Consider the following 15,470-nt stretch of genomic DNA (forward strand, 5'->3'; position numbering starts at 1 on the left):
CCTGACCAGCGGAAACCTTTCTCATCCCATGATCCACCGTAGGCAGCCGTAGGCCGTCCTGAGTGGCTGTTTGTCGATGATCGCGGAATACGCGGAATGGATCTTGGGGGAGTTCGACGCGCTCACCACGTTGTCCCGCTCGCTGCGGAACAGCCGCCGTTGCGGCGCCGGGCATGTTCATCGGGATGCGGTCCAGATCCGCTCCCGGTCTCCTTGTCGCGTGCTTGATCGGCTTCGACCTTGCCGCGCTCGTGTGGCCTGCAGGAGCTGATCTCGCCTATCGAGGGCATTGCTGCGATGATCTAACATCGCCCGGTGGAATTCACGGTGGAGTACCAACTTAGTGCCGGTGAGGTGACCCGGGCGTTCAAGCGGGGCTTGCGGCGCGGGATACGGCTGCTTCGCTGGGGAATGCCGGCATTCCTCCTCGGGGCGGCAGCGATCTGCGCATCGGTGGGTGCCTTCGCTGCCACTGCCGGGATGGTCGCCGGAGCCATCGCCTCTCCGATCGCCGGTGCGTGGGCGTACCGACGCCTGTTCCGCCGGATGGCCGTCTTGCTGCGCGCGCCGGCGACGTTACGGTTCACCGGCGATGGATATGAGGTCCGGACGGAGCTGTCCACCGTCGCCTTGCGATGGGCGATATTCGACCGGGTGGAGTCGACGCCAGAGTTCTGGTTGTTCTACCGCGACCGGAAGTTCGCGGCGTTCCTCCCCCGAGCCGCCTTCGACGATGCGCAGCAGGCCGCGATCGACAACATCGTCGCTTCGCGCTCCGTGGCCGCCTGACGGCAATGGAACTACCGCAGCGGGGTACGTGCCCTCGATCTCGTGACGGCTGCCGGGCAGCACCGCGACCGACGCGAGGATCGGTTCCCCGGATGCCTGGTGTACGGCGATGACCAGGCTGAGCACCAGGTCGCCGGGGTCGATGCCGAAAGCTTTGCCTCGTCTTCGGTCGGTTTGCGGGTGGTCAGCCACTCGTGCGCGTAGTCCCCGCGCAGTCCGCGCCGCCGTTCGATGTGCGCCCGCAGGCCGCGGGGGATCGGGTCCGGCTTCGTGACGTCGGCCCCAGACCGCGATGTCGACCGGAACAAACGTCTGGTACGCCAAGGATGGCTGAACGGCAGGCGATCCAGACAGGGCTTACTGTCCGGACAACTCATGCCGCCTCTCCCAACGCGGCCTCGATTCGTCGGTTGATGGTCGCCTCCTGGCCGTCGAGGCACTTGGCGTACACCTTGGCAGCACGTCGACCGAGTTGCCGGCAGGTTCGGCGGCGTCGGTCGCCTGGACGCCGGCGTTCAGCCACAGCGACAGGGCCGCGTGCCGCAGGTCGTAGGGCCGGCCGGCCAGCGGCGGGGCGACCTGACGCGGAGTCAGTCCGAACGTGCGAGCCTCCTCCCAGACCGGGGGAGTTCGACGCGCTCACCACGTTGTCCCGCTCGCTACCGAACAGCCGGCCGTCCGGCGTTACGCCGTACCGCTCGATGTGCCAGCGCAGGATCGCCACCAGCTCCGGCGGGATGGGCACTACCCGCGGCTCATCCTCGCCGCGATGCTTCAGCCCGCGCTCGTTGTGCCTGTCCCGCGACCTCGCCGCCGCCCCAGGCCACTTCATGCTCACGTACGACTGCGCGAACTCCAGCCAGCTGGTCGCCTCCTTCGCCTCCACCATCGAGTCCGGCAGACCCGAGCCGGTGCCGAAGCTCTCGCCCTTGTTGATCGCCCGCATCAGGTCCGAGCGGAAGTTGTCCCCCAGGGCACGGGTCATGAACGTTTTGGACGTCTCCCGCCCGGCCACGATCCACCGGGCGGTGTAGGTCCGCTTCTTGCCCTGCCCCTTGTTGGGCCCGATATCCCAGACCCGTACGTCCCGAGACTTCACGCGGCCCGGTCCCGCAGTTGCTCCAGCCAGGCCCGGAACTCGCTACGCCACACCCGCAGCTCTTCATTGGGCAGCCGGAGGCGCTCCGGTACGACGCCGAGTTCCCGCCAGCGGTAGAACGTACGCCGCGCAGGACGTACAGGCACGCCACACTGCCCCGTTCCGGGTCGTGACCCGGGCGAGTTCCGCTACGGTGGGCATCAACAGCCCTTCCTACGAGGGGGGTTGGGGAACGCGGGGCGGGCGTTTTCTTTGGCGAGATGGGGTCCGCCCCGCGTGGTGAAACGGGTTCAGCGCTGCGCCGGCGCGCTGGCCGGCCGGATGCCCGTGCCGTGCGTCGAGTGCGCCAACCGGGCCCGGCACTTCTGGCCGCCCTTGCACCGGCCGTCGGCGGCGCGGGCACGAGCACCAGACCCACCGCCGGCGGGTAGCCGGGAACCGCGGACTTCCGGCGGTACGGGCCGGGCCGGGGCGATCACCTTGATCGAAACGGCTCGAGCTATGGCGCTGGTGAGCCTCGCCTCAAGCTCGTTTGCTCATGGCGATCGCCTGGCTCTCAACCTCTCGCATCTGGCCGCGGGTGAGGCGTCGAAGATCCCAAATGAGCTTGGCCACCTCGGTCACCGCCGGACACCAAGGATCTCGGGTGCCGTTGGTCGGGTCGACGCCGGTCAGGGCGGCCAGGTCATTGGCCGGAATGCCAAGCACGGTCGCGAGAGCGGCCACCAGCTCAGGGGTGAGTTCCTTCCTTCCTTGTCCGATGACTCGAATCGTGACCGCCGAGAAGCAGAACCTCTCGTCAGCTAGGACCAGGGCGCGAACCGCCCCCGACCAATCCAGGTTTCGATTGCGTAGGAGGCCCAGGACCAGGGCGCCCGGGCCGGGCGGAAACTGGCGCTGCGCCGGTGGCGGCGGGAACGGTTCCGCGCGGGGTTGCTGGGGCAACGACCGCACGAATTTGCGTAACCGACGTACCTGTCTTGACGAGTGAGAGACCCTGCCGAAAATCCAATCGATCAGGTGACCGGCCTCCGCGTCCAAAGGCGTCAGGTCGTCCGGTACGGCCAGTCCTGCCAGGACGAACAGATCCGACGTGTGTAGCTGGAGTACGGGCGCAAGCCCTCAGATCAGCGCTTCGCTCGGCCTGGCACCGTCAAGTACCGCCGCAAGTTCGGCTTCCGGCACCGCGGCCGCCCGGGACAGCGCGTAGACGTCGAGTTCACGATGCTCAGCCAGCCGCGCCAACGCCGTCTCGAACCCCGGAAGTTCCGCCATTCGCTCAGATTAAGACCCGTCGATGCAACTAGCCATCCGCGCCGTCAACCGTGACGAAACTACCGGAGCGGGTACGTGTCCTCGATCTCGTGCCGACCGCCGGGCAGCACTGCGACCGACGCAATGATCGGTTCCCCGGACGCCTGGTGGACCGCGATGCCCAGGCTCAGCACCGGGTCTCCCGGATCGATGTCGAGTAGTCTCGCCTCTTCCTCGGTTGGCCTGCGCGTGGTCAGCCACTCGCGCGCGCAGGCCACGCCGCAGCTCGATGTGTTCCCGCAGGCCGTCGGGTATCGGGTCCGGCTTCGTGGCGTCGGTCCCGACCTCGACGAACGTCGAGACCAGGTCGACCGGGCTGAACTCCAACACGGTACGGCGCCGCCGTTCATACACCAGAGTCCCCTCGCGCAGCTAGAGCGCCGTGGAGATCGGTGGCAACGGCGACGAGGACCAGGCCGTGGCCGGCGCCCGCCGCAGCGCGTGGAACGTGTCGTGATCGATGGGCCAGCAGGCCCCGACGGGACCGCTGCTGCGGCTGTCACCTGTGCGGTCGGGTCTTCGTCCTGCCCCGGGCCTTCGCCTCGCGGCGCTGGGCATCCACAGCGTCCTGGTGCTTGCGATAGCGGCGCCGGGCCTCGCGGGCGACGGCTTCACCTGGGAAATCGGCGCGGAGAGTGGAGGTGAACATCGCGAGGACGAGTCCGCCGGCCACGGACAGGAACGGCAATGCCAGGGGAATCAGTACCCGGCCGGTCAGGGATCCGAGGTGCGGTCCCTGCGAGAATCGGTCGCGCGAAAAACCGCACAGGACCAAGCGGTGGTACATACCCAGGTATGCGACAACTGCGGGCGCATACCAGACGACGAGGATGAGGATCTTCAGCGTCAGGGGCAGGTGAGTATTGAAGCTGTACTGGCGGTTGAAGAGGAGATCGGGGCCCAGGCCGAGGCACAGGGTGCCGATGAAGACCCCGAGCAGGAAGTAGGCGAACGTGGCCGCGCTGCGCCTGACCCAGTAACCGGCGCCGCGGCTTACCCAGGTGCGACCGATGTAGCCGAGCTCCGGTTCGCCCTGACAGGTCGCCACGTAGGTCTCGACGAGGAAATCTTTTCGGTCGGCGCGGTCTCGCCCCGATGCCTCGCTGAGCACCCTGCGCAGCCATGCCCCGGACGAAGAGGGCAGGGTCTCGACGATCATTCGGTTGCCGCTCCATTCAGGACTGGGACAGGCTAGTGCCGTGTCCACCAACCTATGCCTGGTTGGGCGTAAGTTGTGGATCCTCGCCGCGGGGTGGCGGTCGAGCGATTCGCCACCGTGGGTGGTGGGGCGGACCTCGCCCATACGACGAGGCAAAGGTTGCCTGACGCGGCACTAGCATCAGAGCGCCCTGTCGAGCGCAGCCGGAACGTCCCCGAAGGGCCTACGGAGCCTGCTAAGGGCGTCAGGGCTTAGCGACGCGGTAGCGCAGGTGGGTCACGGACCCTGCGACGGGTTTTCCTTCCGGGATCAGGTCGGCCTGTTCCCCGGCGAACAGCGGCGTGCCCTTCCCCAGCAACAACGGAACGAGATGGATGCGCACCTCATCGAGCAGGCCCGCCCGCAACAGCTGCCCGGCGACATGCGCACCCAGCACCAGGACATCCTTGTCCCCGGCGGCATCCCTGGCGCGCCGGGCCGCGGCCGACAGCCCGTCGAAGGCGAACGTCCCGCCGTTGTCGCCGAGCAGGTCCTCCCTGGTCCGGTGGGTGACCACGAAAGTCGGGACGCCGGGCCATGGTGTGCCGCCCCAGCTGCCCACGCCAAGGTCGAAGGTGTGCCGTCCGATGATGGCAGCACCCACTATCGCGTTCGTTGGGCTGAAGCTGACGTCGACCTCGCTGTCCGCCCCGTTCCCGGCCTTCCACATCCATTCATGCAACCGCTCGCCGCCGTCCCCCATGGGCTCGTCCTGCCTGACATTCGGTCCGGTCGTGAATCCGTCCAGGGACATCGCTACATCCAGCACTACCTTGCTCACCGCGAGCCTCCCTCGTTCCATCGGCGCGGCCGTCCCGGCGCCGTCACGAGAGGGTCGGTGCCGGCCTGGCCGTCTTGACGTCAACCGCGGAAAAATCAGCGGGGACGCGGCGTCCGTGGCGTTGGTCGACGGCCCGGTCAGCAGCGGGACGGGCGACGTGAGCCACGGCTTCCAACTTCAGGGTGAGAGCGGGAGTAACGCAGCGAACGCGCCGCTGCGGCGACATTCGCAAGATCCGGAGGATACGCGGAATGATCAAGGGCGGACAAGTAGCACCTGCCGCTGTCGGCCCAGGTCGCGGTACCCGAGGCCGGCTCGACGCTAGCCCCTGCCTGAACCGTGTGTCGCGCGTCCGAATCTTGCCGGGGGCACCTCGAAGATCAGCTAAGACGGCACCTGACCAGCGGGAACGTCGAGAGGTCAGAGTGTCGGCGGGTCGAACAACAGTTCCAGGAACGTCGCCTGCTGCGGAGCCTCAGGTGTACGCAGCGGCGCACCCGATTTCTTCGTCGTCATCGACTTGCCAGTTCCGCCGGTTTCGTTCGTGCGCTGAGGCAGTCGTACCATGGTGCCCGGCCTTCCGGGCTGCAACAAGAGACGCCCCGGTCTACCCGCCGGCATCCGAGGGTGCGGTCCGTGCCCTCTAACCGAGCTAATGATCATTTGGCCCCCCGCGAACTCCTCCTCGGCGCTGGGCGGGCCCACCCCTGTCACGGCCGCACCCTTGCTCCGGCTCGCCAGCGGGACCGGTCGGCTCGTCGCGGATCCGCTCCATGAGGCGGTCGTCGTGTCATCATGCCCCCCAAGACGCGGTTTGCCGGCGTCAGGTTCTGTGCCTATCAAGAGGGTCCCGGCGGATTCCGAGCGTCCCGCGACCGGACGCCGGGGGCGTCCGTTATTGGAACAGTCGACTGATGACGGGACGGGCCGCCGCCGCTGGATCGTCGCCGAGGTCGGCCGGCAGGACGCCGCCGATCCACAGTCCGGCGAAGCCGTGCACGATCGACCAGGCCGCGAGCCGGGCCGCCCGGCCCTCCTTGGCGGTAGGCGGTTCCGGCAGTGCCGCGAGCGCGTCCGTCAGGGCCCGACCCGCCCGTTCCCGCGCGGCAACGACGTCGGGGTCGTCGTTGCGGTAGAGGTCGGGCTGGAACATCACCTCGAAGTGTCCCCGGTGCTCAACCGCGAACCGGATATAGGCCAGGCCCGCCTCGACTATGTCGTCGGCCGCCCCGACCGCCTCGGCGAGCAGGTCGTACCCCTCGGTGGCGAGCGCCGTGAGCAGGCCCGCCTTGTCGCCGAAGTGGTGGGCGGGCGCGGCGTGCGATACGCCCGCACGGCGGGCCAGGTCGCGCAGGCTCAACGCCGCCGGGCCGTCCTGTTCGATCGCCTCTGCGGCCGTGGCGAGCAGAACCGGGCGCAGGTTTCCGTGATGGTACGTGCGGGCCATCCGAGAAGCGTATCTGGTCATTGACAAGATACGGCCGTGAGTGGGTATCTTGTCAGTGGCAAGTTTCCTCGTCGCGAAGGTCGAATCATGCAACCCCTCATTGCTCTCATCGCCGGCATCCTCGGTGCGCGCGTGGCCGGCCTGGCCGGCGTGGCGGCACTGGACGGCTGGCAGCCGGCGCTTCGCACAGGGGTGGCGCTGATGTTCCTGCTCACCACCTCGGCTCACTTCGTTCCGAGACTGCGTGCGGGTCTCGTGGCGATGGTTCCGCCATCGTTGCCTGGCGCGGGCTTGCTGGTCACCGTTACGGGAGTGCTGGAGTTCGCGGGTGCGGTCGGCATTCTCGTGCCGGCGACGGCGCCGTGGGCGGCGCTCGGGCTCATCCTGATGATGATTTTGATGTTCCCCGCCAACGTCTCCGCCGCCCGCCGGCGCGTTGCCGGGGCCACACCGCTCGGCCTGCGTACCGTCCTGCAACTCGTCTTCATCGCGGCGGCGGCCGCGGCGGTCGGCTGACATTTCGCAGGGTTCGGGTGCGCTTCGCGGGGCGCCAGCCGGATCGGCCAGACTGTTGGGCGTGACGCAACCGCAGACGGACGGGCCCATGGTCGAAGGCGCCGACGCCGGCATCGACGACGACTACGTCGCCGGGTGTCCCATCACCCCCGAACTGGCCCGCCAGATCGCCGATCTGGCGGACCTGCCGTGGTCCGATGGGAAGGTTACCGACGGTGCGATGCGCGCCCTCGGCTGGCGCGACAACGACGTAATCGAAACGATCAATGGCTTCGTTACCGGCCAAGGCCACGTCGTCTATAGCGATCACGATGGCTTCTACATGCCGTTCTGCCACTACTACTGGGTGGGCGGAGAGGTGTGGACGACCGACGAATGGGGTGCCCTGCCCGGCTGGTCCAGCCAGAAGGGCGCCGGCCGGGAGGAATTCGACGGGCACGTCGACGCCGCCGTCGACCGGTTCGCCGAACTGCTCGGCCCGCCGCAGTGCGACGTGAGGACCGAGGGCCGCGCCACGGCCATCGGCCCGTATTCATGGCGGTACGCCGCCTGGCGCCGTGGCGGCAACGCCCTCGTCATCGGACAGGTCCCCGAAGGCTTCTCCCTCTACCAGGACGAGGAGGCGGTCGTCTACATCGGCGCCCTGGCGGAGGACGCGCCATTCCCCGAGGCCGCCGAGTTCCGGGACTTCCTTGCCCCTTGAGCCCCTCAGGACCGCATGGCGATCGTGCGTCGGCCACCCTCGAACCCGTACGCCCACCACGTGCCGGCCGGCGCTCGCGGCAGGGTGCCCTCGACCAGCTGGACCGTGGCTCCGGCGAGTTCGATGACCGGAGTCAGGTCGACGACCTCGGCACCCCGCAAGGAGATGGTGCCGCCGTCGAGCACATCCCAGGTGGCCACCCCGTCCGCCGCGACCGTGCCGCGAACCGCCAGCCGCCTGCTCACGTCAATGAGCAGGGACCTGAGCAGGTCCACTTCGCGCGGCGGCCAGCTCTCCTCTATCGGGAATCCGAGGTCGGGAACGACCGCCACGACCCGAAGCTGGTCGAGCACCCCTGGCAACCCAGCCGGACGCCGATCCGCCGGCAACTCCTCGCCGGCTCGGATCGCCTCGACGAGCAGGAGCGACAGGCTGACGTCGTAGGCCCAGAAGCCCCGGCCACCGAACTCGACCGCTCCCATTCTGCTCACGATCCGCCCTGCCTCCGGTCCCACGCCACGGTTCCGGTCCCACGCCACGATTCGCGTCCGCGTCCGCGTCCATAGTCTCGCGGCGCGGTGGACCTCCGCGATCCGGTGGGTGTGCCACGGGCCTGCGTGACACACCCACCGGGCGTCAGCGTCCCTGAAGGGACTTGACGTTGTCGCCGAACGTCCAGTTCTTCGAACCGTCCCAGTTGATGGACCAGGTCATCAGTCCCTTGAGGCCGCTGTCGGCGTTCCAGGCCTGTGCCACCAGCGAGGTCGACATGTAGCCGCCGCCCGCGCCGGGCTGTGCCGGCAGGCCCGGTACCTGCTTGTCGTAGGGCACCCGGATCGTCGTGCCCTGGACGACCAGTCCGGTGTTCAGGCAGTTCGTCTGCGTCGTGAACCCCTGTACCGTGCCGGCCTGGTACGAGTCGCCCGAGCAGCCGTACATGCTGCCGTTGTAGTACTGCATGTTCAGCCACCAGAGCCGGCCGTTGTCGACGTACTTCTTGATGATTGGCAGGTACGCGCCCCAGATCGAGCCGTAGGTGACGCCGCCGCCGGTCACGTACGCGGTCTCGGGCGCCATGGTCAGGCCGAAGTTCGAGGGCATCTGGGCGAGCACGCCGTCGATGATGCGTTCGAGGTTGGCCTGCGAGGTGGACAGGGTGTTGATGCTCCCGCTACCGGTCAGGCCGGTCTCGATGTCGATGTCGATGCCGTCGAAGTTGTAGGTCTTCAGGATCGGCACGATCGTGGAGACGAATTTGTCAGCCACCGCCGAGGAGCTCAGGTCGATGCCGGCCGCCGCGCCCCCGATCGACATGAGAATCGTGGCACCCGCCGCCTTGGCCTGGCACATCTGGGCCGGGGTGGCGACCTTCACGTTCGCGTCCATGCCGTCCTGCCACAGCACGGTGCCGTCGGACCGGATGACCGGGAACGCGGCGTTGATCACGTTGTACCCGTGCGCCGCGATGCGCGAGTCGGTGATCGGGATCCAACCCAGCGGCGGGTGCACGCCGTTGAGGTTGCCGTCCCAGTTCTCCCAGTACCCCTGGAGAACCTTGCCCGCCGGCCGCGACTTCACGGAGCAGGTACCGCCACCGGGCGGCGGCGAGGTGGTGGGGGACGGCGAGGGGGACGTGGTGTGTGAGGGCGACGGTGACGGCGAGGTCGGGTGGGTGGTGGACGGGGTCGGAGACGGGGACGCGGGCGGCGTGGTGCCGCCGCCGGTACACGTGCCGAGGTCCTGCCACAGCGCCGGTACCGCGGCGGGGGTCCAGCCCGCACCGACCGGTGGGGTGTTCGCCTGCCGAGCCTGGTACGCGTGGCCCTGGTAGGTGACCCGGTCGCCGGCGGCGTAGCTGGTGCCTTCGGCCCAGGCCGGATAGGTGCAGGCGACCAGCGGCGCGACGGTTGCGGTGTTGACCGCTGCCTGGCCGCTCGGCGCGAAGAGCAGTCCCGTCGCGGCGGTGATCGTCGCGACGGTCAGCGTTATGGCGGCTGCCAGGACGGGGGCTCGACGTCGTAATCTCATAACACTTAATACTCCTAACAGTTGGCCGCGACGCGAGCGTAACAAACTATGCCCGTCGATGTAAGCGTGTGGACCGTGGCCGCGACGCGGAAATGCGCGGCGATGGCGACCGGCCCGGCGGACGCGAAGGGCGCGGCGTCGCGGCCGGCGCGCACCTATCATTCCTGTGGGTGCCGCAGATCGAGGCGAGTGGAGGCGCCGGCCGTGGACAACGAGCGAAGCCACCACGAAGAGGGGCAGGGCGCGCCGGAGCCGCACGGCGCAGGCACGGCGGCCCACGACCACGAGACCGGCCACGATCATGGGACCAGCCACGGTCACGATCACGGTCATGAGCACGGGCACGAGACCGGCCACGGGCACGATACCGGCCAGCCGCACGAGACCGGCCAGCCGCACGAGACCGGCCAGCCGCACGAGACCGGGCACGGGCACGGGCACGAGACCGGGCACGGCGGGTGGGCGGGGCTCTGGCACCGGGCCGGCCACCTGATCACCCCTCACTCCCACGACGCCGCCGATAAGATCGACTCGGCCATGGAGGCCAGCCGCGAGGGCCTGCGCGCCCTGTGGATCTCCCTGGCCGTACTCGGCGTCACCGCCGTGTCTCAGGTCGCGATCACCGTGCTGTCCGGCTCGATCGCCCTGCTCGGCGACGCCCTGCACAATCTCGCCGACGCGTTGACCGCGGTACCGCTGGGCATCGCCTTCCTGCTCGGCCGGCGGGCCGCCACCCGGCGGTACACCTACGGGTACGGCCGGGCCGAGGACCTGGCCGGCATCGTCATCGTGGTCTTCATCGCCGGCTCCTCCGCCCTGGCCGGCTACGAGGCCGTCGGCCGGCTGCTGCACCCCGCCACGGTGTCGCACCTGCCCTACGTGGCCGGCGCGGCGCTGGTCGGATTCGCGGGCAACGAGATCGTCGCCCGGTACCGGATCGGCGTCGGGCGCCGGATCGGCTCCGCCGCTCTGGTGGCGGACGGGCTGCACGCCCGTACCGACGGGTTCACCTCACTGGCCGTGCTGCTCGGCGCCGGCGGGGTCGCGATCGGCTGGCGCTGGGCCGACCCCGCCGTCGGGCTGCTCATCACGGTCGCGATCCTGTTCGTGCTCAAGGACGCCGCCCGCGAGGTGTACCGCCGGCTGATGGACGCCGTGGACCCGGCGCAGGTCGACGCGGTGGAGGCCACCTTGTGCGCGACCCCCGGCGTCGTGGGCGTCGGCGCGGTACACCTGCGGTGGATCGGCCACCAACTCCGCGCCGAGTGCGAGATAGCGGTCAACGCCGACCTGTCCATCGCCGAGGCCCACGCCATCGCGGTCGACGCCGAGCACCGGCTCATCCACGCGGTACCGAGGCTCACCGCCGCGCTGGTGCACGCCGACCCGTACGGTCCGGATCAGGCGCAGCACGCGCGGCTGGCGCACCACCGGACGGCCGCCCCGGCGGGCTGAAACCGGCCGCCACCACAGGCCGCCCGACCGGGCCGCCATCGCGGGCCGGGCCGTTACCGCGGGCCCGGCCGCCAGACCGGGCCGCTACCGCAGGCCGTGTTCGAAGGCGGCGGCGACCCGTTTCGGCACGACCATCCGCCACGCCTCGACGACCAGCTCGCGCAGCTCGGTCTCGTCGATGGCGGCCAGCCACACCCGGACCCAGTTGAAGCGCTCGTCGGAGGGGATCGGCATGAAGAACTTGTCCGGCTCGCTGGCGATCAGCCCGGCGCGCTCCTGCTTCGGAAACGCGAACCCCATCGACGCCTCGTCGGGTGAGATGGCGAGGTAGACGATGCGGCCGACCCGGAACTTGATGCGGTCACGGATCAGCCTCTCCTCGGTGCGCGGCAGGGCCTTCGCCATCCGCCGCACGTCGTCGGCTCCGACCACCGGTGCCTCCCTCTCCGCGTCCGCCCGGAAGCCATCCCCCGGACCCGATGACGCGCACCGTACCGGCGGGGTACGACAGCCGCCCGGGCGTGTATCCGGGCGCCAACCGGGAAAGAGCCCAGGGGAGCAACGGGGGAGGAGCGAGCGGTCATGGGTGTCATCGACGCGGCGTTCAGCGCCAACGCGACCCTTGCCAACGAGTACGACGCCCGCCGCGGTCGCGCGCCGGCACCCAGGCTCGCCATTGTCACCTGCGCCGACTCGCGGCTGACCGGGGTGCTGCCGCTGCTGGGCGTGGCCGCCGACGACGCGGACGTGATCAGGAACGCGGGCGGGATCATCAACGAGGACTCGGTGCGGTCCCTCGCCGTCTCGACCCACGTGCTCGGGGTCAAGGAGATCATGATCATCGGTCACACGAACTGTGCCCTGCAGACGTTCACCGACGACGACCTGGCCTCCCGGCTGCCCGAGCGCCGGCCGGCGGAGCATCCCGAGCCCCGGTTCTCGACCTTCACCGACCTCGAGGAGAACGTGCGGAAGCAGGTCAACCTCGCCTGTTCGCATCCGTGGCTCCCCGGCGACGTCGCGATCAGGGGCTTCATCCTCGACGTGAAAAGTGGGCGGCTGCGCGAGGTGAGCCCGGCGCGAAACTCCGTGCCGGCCTGACCCACCCCGCCAACCGCCCCCTGGCGGCCAATCCCGGTCGCCGCGGCCCGTCCCACCCGGCCGCCGCGGACCGTCCCCCGGCCGCCGCATCGGACGTCCCCCGACCGCCCGTCGTGCCCGCCCCGCCGTTCCCGCCCCGCTGGTGCCCGCCCCGGCATGCCCGCCCCGGCATGCCCGCCCCGTCATGCACCGCCGGGTCATGCTCGACTCGGAGACCGGCCCCGCTCAGGAGTCGATGGTGATCTTTCCGGCGGCGCTGTGAGCGCTGATTCTCCTGGTCGACGCCGGGTCGCGCGGCACGGAGACGGTCGTCTTGCCGGCGTCCGCCCTCGCGTCCACCGAGTACGACCCGTCGCCGGGTACCCGGATGTCGATCTCACCCGCGTCGGCGGTGACGGTCACCGAGGTCGGCGGGGCGGAGTACCGCAGCCGGACCCGGCCGACCTCGCCGTGCACGGTGGTGCTGGCGCTGGTCAGGCGCGTCCCCTCGATCTCGCCCGCCGAGCTGGTGATGTTCAGGTCGCCGGCCAGACCGGTGAGCGCCACCCGACCGGCCGAGGCGTTGATGTTCACCGAGGTGGCGGCCGGCACCCGTACCTGATAATCCACCTCGCAGTGGCCGGATACTCCGGGGCAGCCGTCGTCGACCAGCCGCAGCGTGGCGGAGTCGGTACGGTGACTGGTGCGCGGCGCGTGGTTGCTGTAGCGCGCGGTCTCCGTCACCACCACCGGCCCCGCGCCGACGGTGACCTCGACCTTGCCGGCCGGGTCGCGCACGCTCAGGCTGCCGATGTCGCCGGTGACCTCGTACGAGCGGACGTCCGTGGACGTGGAGATTGAGCATCCGGCCACCGCCCAGCCGGACGCGATCAGCATCACCGCCGTCGCGCTGAGTGCAAGCGTGGCGCGTCGCATCTGCCGTCCCCTCTCCCGTGTGATGGATTCAGCCTGCCGGCCGGTCGGGATCGGCGGATCCGGGATCGACCCCGGTCTGTACCCGGAGTCGACCCCGAGTGCGGGTCAGGGTCGGGGCCCGCGGTCCGTAAGGGTCGGGTCGGCTCGTCGTCGGCGAGCGCAATGAAGATCCAATAAAGCTATTGGCGAAGATCAAATTCGACGGTCGGGTAGGCCCAGGTCACGGTGCGTAGGAAATAGGGCGGCCGCCGCGATTTTGTGAAGAAGATTCGGCCGAATGTACATGGCATTGTGGCCGTTGACTCCGGAGCATGGGTACCCGTGGCAGGCCGTCATCGCAACACTCACCGCATCGGAGTCAAGCTCCTCGTCGGGTTCGTCGTGCTCGTCGTCGCCGCAGGGTTGGGCTGGGGCGGGTACCGGTTCGTTAACCGCGCGTCATGCGGTTCGCACATCACCCTGCGCGTGGCCGCGGCACCCGAGATCGCCCCGGTCGTTCGGTCGACCGCCAGCGCGTGGAGCGAGCACCAGGACAGCGGCACGTGTGTCACGGTCACGGTCACCGGGGCGGAGCCGGCGGACGTGGCGGCGGCAATCGCCCACCAGGCCGGCGCGACCGTCAGCGGGGTCGGCCAGACCGACGGCAAGACCCAGGTACCGGACGTGTGGATCCCCGACTCGTCGACCTGGCTCGAGCGCATCCGTGCGGTCAACGCCGACATCGTTCCCGCGGTCGCCCAGTCGGTGGCGAGCAGCCCGGTCGTGCTGGCGGTGCCGCAGCCGCTGGCCAAGCAGGCGCTAGGCTGGCCGGCCGCGAAGCTGACCTGGCCGGCCCTGCTGCAGAAGATGACCGGCGGCCAGGCGCTCAAGGCCGGCATCGTCGACCCGGATCGGGACGCGTCCGGCCTGTCGGGCCTGATGGCGCTCAGTAGCGCCGTGGCGGCGGCCGGTGGCGCGAGCGCGCAGCAGTCGACCGTCGCGGCCCTGCGCGCGCTGGCCGCCAACCGCTCCACGGTGCGCGCCGACCTGGTCGGCCGCTTCCCGCGCGCGGGGGACGCCACCACGCTGGCCGCCGGCCTGGCCGCCGCGCCGCTGTCGGAGCAGGCGGTCATCGCGTACAACGCCGCGCAGCCGCCGGTACCGCTGGCCCCGGTGTTCCTGAACCCGGCGCCGACCGCGCTGGACTACCCGTACGCGGTGCTGCCCAGCGCCACCAACCAGGCGGTGAGCGCGGCCAACGAGCTGCTCGGCCAGCTGACCGGCGCGCCGTACCGCAACCTGCTGGCCCAGCACGGACTGCGCGCCCCGGACGGCACGACCGGGGCGGGGTTCCCCACCGAGCAGGGCGCGCCCCCGCCAGCCTCGGCACCGGCGGCCAACCTCGATCCGGCGGTCATCAACCAGGTGCTCAACACCTGGGGCGCGATCACCCAGGCCGGCCGGATCCTCGCCGTGCTGGACGTGTCGGGCTCGATGAAGACGGCGGTACCCACGGCCGGCGGCAAGACCCGGGAGCAGGTGACGGTGCAAGCGGCGGACGGCGGCCTGAGCCTGTTCGGCGACGACTGGGACGCCGGGCTGTGGACGTTCTCCACCAAGCTCGACGGCGACAAGCCCTATCGCCAGCTGGTGCCCATCGGTCCGGTGTCCAGCCAGCGGTCCAAGCTGGACACCGCGCTCAACAAGGTCACCCCCACCAGCGGCGACACCGGCCTGTACGACACGATCCTGGCCGCGTACAAGGCGGTGCAGACCAACTGGGATCCCAAGAAGGTCAACTCGATTGTCCTGATGACCGACGGTCAGAACGACAATCCGGGTGGCCTCACGCTGAACCAGCTGCTCACCCAGCTCAGGAGCATCGTCGACCCGCAGCGCAAGGTCGAGGTGATAGCGATCGGCATCGGCGAGGCGAGCCAGTCCGAGTTGTCGCAGATCACCGCGGTGACCTCGGGGCAGGTGTTCATCGCGTCCGACCCGTCGAAGATCAACGAGATCTTCCTGCAGGCGATCGCCCTGCGCCCGGGCTCAGGTAGCTGAACCGGCCGGCCCGGCCAACCCCCGCCGCGGTCCGGCCGCGCCGCTCGCGGTTTTTGGGCCGGCCGATGGCGGCGGGGTGCCGAT

Annotated in this window: 18 protein-coding genes; 6 read left to right on the plus strand and 12 right to left on the minus strand. The window is 69.7% G+C overall.

Going from position 1 to position 15,470, the window contains the following annotated elements; all coding sequences use genetic code 11:
- Positions 1–315: 315 nt before the first annotated feature.
- Entirely contained in the window at positions 316–789 is a 474-nt protein-coding gene (locus ABEA87_RS26610; RefSeq protein WP_345634085.1) for a YcxB family protein, read from the plus strand.
- A 373-nt stretch (positions 790–1,162) separates the two neighbouring features.
- Here the strand turns inward: ABEA87_RS26610 and ABEA87_RS26615 are convergent, their stop codons facing one another.
- From ABEA87_RS26615 to ABEA87_RS26650, 8 genes are all read right to left on the minus strand, one after another.
- Positions 1,163–1,888, minus strand: a complete 726-nt coding sequence (locus ABEA87_RS26615) for a hypothetical protein (RefSeq protein WP_345634088.1) — start codon at positions 1,886–1,888, stop codon at positions 1,163–1,165.
- On the minus strand, positions 1,885–2,034 hold the full coding sequence (locus ABEA87_RS26620) for an excisionase (RefSeq protein ID WP_345634090.1): 150 nt from the start codon (positions 2,032–2,034) through the stop codon (positions 1,885–1,887). Before ABEA87_RS26620 ends, ABEA87_RS26615 begins: the two co-directional genes overlap by 4 nt.
- A 376-nt stretch (positions 2,035–2,410) precedes the next feature.
- Positions 2,411–2,614 carry a hypothetical protein gene (locus tag ABEA87_RS26625; protein WP_345634092.1) on the minus strand — a complete coding sequence of 68 codons (204 nt, stop codon included), beginning with the start codon at positions 2,612–2,614 and terminating at the stop codon, positions 2,411–2,413.
- Between the two features lie 396 nt (positions 2,615–3,010).
- Positions 3,011–3,163 (minus strand): hypothetical protein, encoded by a 153-nt coding sequence (locus tag ABEA87_RS26630; RefSeq protein ID WP_345634094.1) that lies wholly within the window; start codon positions 3,161–3,163, stop codon positions 3,011–3,013.
- Between the two features lie 59 nt (positions 3,164–3,222).
- Positions 3,223–3,420, minus strand: coding sequence for a UTRA domain-containing protein (locus tag ABEA87_RS26635; protein WP_345634096.1), 198 nt, complete (start codon positions 3,418–3,420; stop codon positions 3,223–3,225).
- Between the two features lie 281 nt (positions 3,421–3,701).
- Positions 3,702–4,361 carry a hypothetical protein gene (locus ABEA87_RS26640; protein ID WP_345634098.1) on the minus strand — a complete coding sequence of 220 codons (660 nt, stop codon included), beginning with the start codon at positions 4,359–4,361 and terminating at the stop codon, positions 3,702–3,704.
- 244 nt (positions 4,362–4,605) lie between these two features.
- Positions 4,606–5,181: a dihydrofolate reductase family protein gene (locus ABEA87_RS26645; RefSeq protein WP_345634100.1), complete on the minus strand. Its 576-nt coding sequence runs from the start codon at positions 5,179–5,181 to the stop codon at positions 4,606–4,608.
- 895 nt (positions 5,182–6,076) lie between these two features.
- Complete coding sequence (locus ABEA87_RS26650) at positions 6,077–6,628, minus strand: TetR/AcrR family transcriptional regulator (RefSeq protein ID WP_345634102.1); 552 nt, start codon at positions 6,626–6,628, stop codon at positions 6,077–6,079.
- A gap of 87 nt (positions 6,629–6,715) precedes the next feature.
- On the opposite strand from ABEA87_RS26650, the gene ABEA87_RS26655 reads away from it, so the two are divergent.
- Complete coding sequence (locus tag ABEA87_RS26655; RefSeq protein WP_345634104.1) at positions 6,716–7,144, plus strand: DoxX family protein; 429 nt, start codon at positions 6,716–6,718, stop codon at positions 7,142–7,144.
- Between the two features lie 61 nt (positions 7,145–7,205).
- Complete coding sequence (locus ABEA87_RS26660; RefSeq protein WP_345634106.1) at positions 7,206–7,847, plus strand: hypothetical protein; 642 nt, start codon at positions 7,206–7,208, stop codon at positions 7,845–7,847.
- A 5-nt stretch (positions 7,848–7,852) separates the two neighbouring features.
- On the opposite strand, the gene ABEA87_RS26665 is transcribed toward ABEA87_RS26660, so the two are convergent.
- Together ABEA87_RS26665 and ABEA87_RS26670 are read right to left on the minus strand one after the other, a co-directional pair.
- Positions 7,853–8,329, minus strand: a complete 477-nt coding sequence (locus ABEA87_RS26665; RefSeq protein ID WP_345634108.1) for a hypothetical protein — start codon at positions 8,327–8,329, stop codon at positions 7,853–7,855.
- A 154-nt stretch (positions 8,330–8,483) separates the two neighbouring features.
- The gene (locus ABEA87_RS26670) at positions 8,484–9,875 is read right to left on the minus strand and encodes a carbohydrate-binding protein (protein WP_345634110.1); all 1,392 of its coding nucleotides are present in this window, start codon (positions 9,873–9,875) and stop codon (positions 8,484–8,486) included.
- 204 nt (positions 9,876–10,079) lie between these two features.
- On the opposite strand from ABEA87_RS26670, the gene ABEA87_RS26675 reads away from it, so the two are divergent.
- On the plus strand, positions 10,080–11,330 hold the full coding sequence (locus tag ABEA87_RS26675; RefSeq protein ID WP_345634112.1) for a cation diffusion facilitator family transporter: 1,251 nt from the start codon (positions 10,080–10,082) through the stop codon (positions 11,328–11,330).
- 84 nt (positions 11,331–11,414) lie between these two features.
- On the opposite strand, the gene ABEA87_RS26680 is transcribed toward ABEA87_RS26675, so the two are convergent.
- Complete coding sequence (locus ABEA87_RS26680; protein WP_345634114.1) at positions 11,415–11,762, minus strand: MmcQ/YjbR family DNA-binding protein; 348 nt, start codon at positions 11,760–11,762, stop codon at positions 11,415–11,417.
- Positions 11,763–11,912: 150 nt separating this feature from the next.
- Between ABEA87_RS26680 and ABEA87_RS26685 the strand changes: the two genes are divergently transcribed.
- Entirely contained in the window at positions 11,913–12,431 is a 519-nt protein-coding gene (locus tag ABEA87_RS26685; RefSeq protein ID WP_345634116.1) for a beta-class carbonic anhydrase, read from the plus strand.
- Between the two features lie 225 nt (positions 12,432–12,656).
- On the opposite strand, the gene ABEA87_RS26690 is transcribed toward ABEA87_RS26685, so the two are convergent.
- Positions 12,657–13,346 (minus strand): DUF4097 family beta strand repeat-containing protein, encoded by a 690-nt coding sequence (locus tag ABEA87_RS26690; protein ID WP_345634118.1) that lies wholly within the window; start codon positions 13,344–13,346, stop codon positions 12,657–12,659.
- A 321-nt stretch (positions 13,347–13,667) separates the two neighbouring features.
- On the opposite strand from ABEA87_RS26690, the gene ABEA87_RS26695 reads away from it, so the two are divergent.
- On the plus strand, positions 13,668–15,386 hold the full coding sequence (locus ABEA87_RS26695) for a VWA domain-containing protein (RefSeq protein WP_345634120.1): 1,719 nt from the start codon (positions 13,668–13,670) through the stop codon (positions 15,384–15,386).
- Positions 15,387–15,470: the final 84 nt, after the last annotated feature.

Source organism: Rugosimonospora acidiphila, assembly GCF_039543385.1.
Lineage (GTDB): Bacteria > Actinomycetota > Actinomycetes > Mycobacteriales > Micromonosporaceae > Rugosimonospora > Rugosimonospora acidiphila.